Source organism: Anaerovibrio lipolyticus LB2005 (assembly GCF_000621545.1).
Lineage (GTDB): Bacteria > Bacillota > Negativicutes > Selenomonadales > Selenomonadaceae > Anaerovibrio > Anaerovibrio lipolyticus_A.
Map to the genome: position 1 here is coordinate 1 of NZ_JHYA01000026.1, position 4,549 is coordinate 4,549.

The window sequence follows — 4,549 nt, forward strand, 5'->3', positions numbered from 1 at the left end:
CTGTTTACCGTCTTTTTCTTGTAACCATTGCGGCTGTCATCATTTGATGAGCGTTCGGATTTCTCATAGCCCAAATGTTCATCCATTTCAGCTTCCATCATCTCTTTGATGGTGCCGCCGAGAAGATCCTTCAGAGCTTCCTGAATGTCTTCAGCAGAATTGATGTCATATTCGGTCAATAATTGCTGAATAATTTGGCGCTTACCGTCTGTCATTTGTACATGGTGTACTGGTTTTGAAGATTTTCTTGCCATAACAAAAGGCCTCCTATGATTTTATTTTACCATAGAAGACCTTGCAGATTACTAATTATGTTATTTACAGAAAAACTTTCACACTCTCCTCAAAACGGCTGATGTTAGACTTATTCGTCCCCATACGCTTAGCCATTTCAGCCTGGGTAATTTTCTGCTCGTGCCTTGCATTAATGATTTGGGCAATCAAATCATACCGAGGCTTCAAACGGTCATATTCGATTTTGAATTCCTCATCCTGATTCAGAATATCATGAATTTCAGAACTGCTGGCCATTGCTTTATTCATCAGTACCTCTCCTCTCAAAGTCTAGCTTGTATTTCAATGCCCGCTCCAATTCACTGGTTGGAGTTTTATTGGTTTTCTTCTTAAATCCGTGGAGCATAACGAAGGTATCGCTTTGGTAGGTGAAATAGAATACCCTGGTTATGTCTGAGGCAAATCTTACTCTTAATTCCCATAAACCTTTATATTTATCACCTTTAATAGGTGCAACATATGGTTCTCGCAAATTAGTACCACTTTTCTCCAGAAGGTCTATGTACTGTACTACCTTTGCTCGCATCTTGGGTTCCAGGGTAAGCAGAAAATCCAGAACTGGAATTTCACCATTCTCTTTCTTATAGTAACCTATCTTCCAAGTCATAAAGCCTTCCTTGTGTAATGTATGTTATCATATTTGACAACTTTTTACAACGATTTTTGAATTGGTATGGCATCTCCTCTGACCACTTTGTATTAAAGTTTTCAAGCCTTGCTTTTACTGGCTGGTTACCTTTCACTTGGGACTGTTACATATCAAGCAATTTTCGTATCAGAATATTATTCCCAGTCAAAACCTCTCCGGGGCATGGAATACAGTATAATCGTAGGTAGCTTTTTATAGGCAGTGGACACAACGCCGTCAAAAGTAGCACAACAAAAAGGAGTTTCCCGATTCGCACAACTTAGAACACATAGCCACAAAAAGAGAGCACATCTGATGATATGCCCTCTGACACGACTTAGCCTATATCGCTATTATTCACCAACACAAGCGCTTGCGTTTTGTGTTTCAAATACATTTGCTGCCATAGAATTTGCATTACACATTGATTTTATGACCACCAGCGACAGGGAGTTTTCCGATAGGGAGTTTCATTTGTGTTTCATCTACATTAGCTGCCATAGAATTTGCGTTACTGTCATGGCAACTAGGACGACTAGGACGAGGACGAGGAAAACCTCCAGATACCTTATCCATTTCCATATCATCCATCTTGTTCATGTCCAGTTCCATATTGTCCATCTTGTTCATGAGCTTTTCCATTTTGTTTTCCTCCTTACATTCTTGAGTGTTGTTTCAGTTGCTTGTTCTTGTTCTTTATATCCCCGAAGTAGGGAAAGTGTTTATGGAAATAGAAAATTTTTTTCGTATAGGATACCAATGGGCTTTCTCCGATATGGTCGCTTATTTTTATTTTGTTTTTGGTCCAATTGTTCTAAATCCATGTCCTTTTGGTTGCGGATATCGCTATTATTTACCAACCATGCTGGAGCCTAGCAAACCGCTTGCGTTTTGTTTTTCATCTACATTAGCTGCCATAGAATTTGCGTTACTGTCATGGCAAACAGAGCGAGGTAAGCGAGGAAGAGGACGAGGACGAAGTTTTATAGAACCCCCAGATACCTTGTCCATTTCCATAACATCCATCTTGTTCATGAGCTTTTCCATTTTGTTTTCCTCCTTACTGTTGTTTCAGTTGCTTGTTCTTGTTCTTTATATCCCCGAAGTAGGGAAAGTGTTTATGGAAATAGAAAATTTTTTTCGTATAGGCTACACAATGGGCTTTCTCCGATATGGGGGCGCACTTCTATTTTTGACTGAGAATATTGTTCACAGTCAAAGCCCCCTCCGGGGCATGGAATACAGTATAATAGACATTGTTTCGTAGGTAGCTTTTTCTAACGGCCGTGTTTGCGACTCGAATGAAATCTAAATAAGGAACTTTATACTACGAGAGCAGTTCATTACGGACTGCTCTTTTATTGCAGGAAATCCAAATTTTTTGCAGAAAAGTAAAAAAGAGATAACACTTTTGTCATCTCATGGATATAAAGGACAAGAGTAAACAACAATATTTAAATACTAAGGAGGAATACATTATGGCAAAGGAAAATGTAGGAAAGTTTTATGAGAAGTTGGCCCAGGACGCAGCTTTGGCTGAAAAGCTCAATGCTCTGGACAAGGATTTCGCAGAGAAGAACGGGGCTTCTACAGATGACGCTGCTATGCGTGAAAAGGCAGTTGATGCCATTATTATTCCGCTGGCAAAGGAAGTTGGCCTGCCATTTACCATTGAGGAATTAAAGGAATACGAGCAGGAGCAGCTGAAGGAAATGACTCTTTCCGAAGATGAGCTGGACCAGGTGGCTGGTGGGGATTCGTATAAATATGAATATAACAAACGGAATCGAAAAGGAAAAAAGGGCGGTACTGCCGCCGCCTGTGCCTTCATCGGCGTTGGAGTGGGGAAGGTCAAGAGTGGTAAAAAGACAGCATTTTGTATCTTTGTTGGTATCTCCAACGGGCCTATCGCCGACAGCAATTAAAAAATGGACGATGAGGAAAGAACAATCAAACGAAAAACTATAAAGAGGAGGAATACATTATGGCAAAGGAAAACGTAGGAAAGTTTTATGATAAGCTGGCCCAGGACGCAGCTTTGGCTGAAAAGCTCAATGCTCTGGATAAGGAGTTTGCAAAGAAGAACGGGGCTTCTGCAGATGATGCTGTTATGCGTGAAAAGGCAGTTGATGCCATTATTATTCCGCTGGCAAAGGAAGTTGGCCTGCCATTTACCCTTGAGGAATTGAAGGAATATGAGCAGGACCAGATGAAGAACATGACTCTTTCCGAGGATGAACTGGATCAGGTAGCCGGAGGACAAAGGAAAGATCGTAAGTTTGGTGATGGTGGTGGTAGGTCCGGAGGAGGCGCGTACTGTGCTTTTCTTGGTGTAGGAATGGGTAAGACTAAAAGAAAAGGGAACACGGCCTATTGCTTCCTTCTGGGTGGTTCCAATGGCCCAATTGGAGGCGGAAGTGAATAACGAGCTTTAGTCTACGGGAGCAGTTCATTATGGACTGCTCCATTGTTGCAGGAAAACCAAATTTTTTGCAGAAAAATAAAAAAGAGATAACACTTTTATTCTCTCATGGATATAACGAGATCAATAAGTTCTTCATCTCGTTGAAACGCTAATTGGAAGATTTTTCTTCTGGAGAAGAAAAAATTGAACAATGGCGTTATAAAGGACAAGAGTAAACAACAATATTTAAATACTAAGGAGGAATACATTATGGCAAAGGAGAACGTAGGAAAGTTTTATGATAAGCTGGCCCAGGATGCAGCATTGGCTGAAAAGCTCAATGCTCTGGACAAGAATTTTGCAGAGAAGAACGGGGCTTCTTCAGATGATGCTGCTATGCGTGAAAAGGCAGCGGAGGCTATTATTATTCCACTGGCACAGGAAGTTGGTCTGCCATTTACCCTTGAGGAATTAAAGGAATATGAGCAGGAGCAGATGAATAACATGACTCTTTCCGAGGATGAGCTGGATCAGGTAGCCGGAGGACATCCAGGCCATCATGGGCCGAGTGGCGGCGGTTCGGATGGCTCTACTGGCATTAATGCTTGTGCTTATCTGGGCGTAGGTTTTGGCAAAACCAAGAAGAATGGAAAATATGCTTTTTGCTTTATCCTCGGTGGCTCCGATGGCCCAGTGGCAGGATAAGGCAAGAGTAAATAGCTACCTTTATACTACGAGGGCAGTTCATCATGAGCTGCTCTTTTGTTTTGCAGGAAATCCAAATTTTTTTTTTGCAGAAAAATAAAAAAGAGATAACACTTTTATCCTCTCATGGATATAAAGGACAAGAGTAAACAACAATATTTAAATACTAAGGAGGGAACTAAAATGGAAAAGAAATTCATGAACAAGATGGACGACATGGAACTTGACATGGTGGTCGGCGGCGCGAGGGTATATCTTGTCACAAAAATAAGGAACCATTTGGGTATTGTCGATTATCATGTCGCTCAGGGTAATTATGATGGAGATATGAAAGATTTGGATAAGTTGGCTGAGGTAGGTAAGATAGATGAACTTAGGAAAAAAGCCAAGATGCGAGACAATGGCATGCTCAGACCAGGCGTCGGTTTAGATTTTATTAAGAACATGAGGGAGGAAGGCAAACATGTCATCATAATAGAAGGACGATATGATTGACAAGGTGGTCGGCGGTACCAATA

The 4,549-nt window shown here is 41.1% G+C and carries 9 protein-coding genes; 4 read left to right on the plus strand and 5 right to left on the minus strand.

From position 1 onward, the window contains the following. The 5 genes from T355_RS14435 to T355_RS0112240 form a co-directional block, all read right to left on the minus strand. The coding region (locus T355_RS14435; protein ID WP_037330178.1) for a transposase at positions 1 to 254 on the minus strand (254 nt) is incomplete at its 3' end. A gap of 64 nt (positions 255 to 318) precedes the next feature. Further along, positions 319 to 543, minus strand: a complete 225-nt coding sequence (locus T355_RS14440; RefSeq protein ID WP_051555575.1) for a helix-turn-helix domain-containing protein — start codon at positions 541 to 543, stop codon at positions 319 to 321. Continuing rightward, a complete protein-coding gene (locus T355_RS0112230; protein WP_027397985.1) occupies positions 536 to 901 on the minus strand; it encodes a type II toxin-antitoxin system RelE/ParE family toxin in 366 nt (121 codons plus the stop codon). Before T355_RS0112230 ends, T355_RS14440 begins: the two co-directional genes overlap by 8 nt. Positions 902 to 1,339: 438 nt before the next feature. Then, a complete protein-coding gene (locus tag T355_RS0112235) occupies positions 1,340 to 1,564 on the minus strand; it encodes a hypothetical protein (protein WP_027397986.1) in 225 nt (74 codons plus the stop codon). 207 nt (positions 1,565 to 1,771) lie between these two features. Then, positions 1,772 to 1,969: a hypothetical protein gene (locus T355_RS0112240; RefSeq protein WP_027397987.1), complete on the minus strand. Its 198-nt coding sequence runs from the start codon at positions 1,967 to 1,969 to the stop codon at positions 1,772 to 1,774. 431 nt (positions 1,970 to 2,400) lie between these two features. On the opposite strand from T355_RS0112240, the gene T355_RS0112245 reads away from it, so the two are divergent. The 4 genes from T355_RS0112245 to T355_RS0112260 all read left to right on the plus strand — a co-directional run bounded on the left by T355_RS0112245 (position 2,401) and on the right by T355_RS0112260 (position 4,526). Further along, positions 2,401 to 2,847: a Nif11 family protein gene (locus tag T355_RS0112245; protein ID WP_027397988.1), complete on the plus strand. Its 447-nt coding sequence runs from the start codon at positions 2,401 to 2,403 to the stop codon at positions 2,845 to 2,847. Between the two features lie 59 nt (positions 2,848 to 2,906). Beyond that, positions 2,907 to 3,347 carry a Nif11 family protein gene (locus T355_RS0112250; RefSeq protein ID WP_027397989.1) on the plus strand — a complete coding sequence of 147 codons (441 nt, stop codon included), beginning with the start codon at positions 2,907 to 2,909 and terminating at the stop codon, positions 3,345 to 3,347. A gap of 249 nt (positions 3,348 to 3,596) precedes the next feature. After that, on the plus strand, positions 3,597 to 4,031 hold the full coding sequence (locus T355_RS0112255; protein ID WP_027397990.1) for a Nif11-like leader peptide family natural product precursor: 435 nt from the start codon (positions 3,597 to 3,599) through the stop codon (positions 4,029 to 4,031). A 183-nt stretch (positions 4,032 to 4,214) separates the two neighbouring features. Continuing rightward, positions 4,215 to 4,526, plus strand: coding sequence for a hypothetical protein (locus T355_RS0112260; RefSeq protein WP_027397991.1), 312 nt, complete (start codon positions 4,215 to 4,217; stop codon positions 4,524 to 4,526). The last annotated feature ends 23 nt before the right edge of the window (positions 4,527 to 4,549 follow it).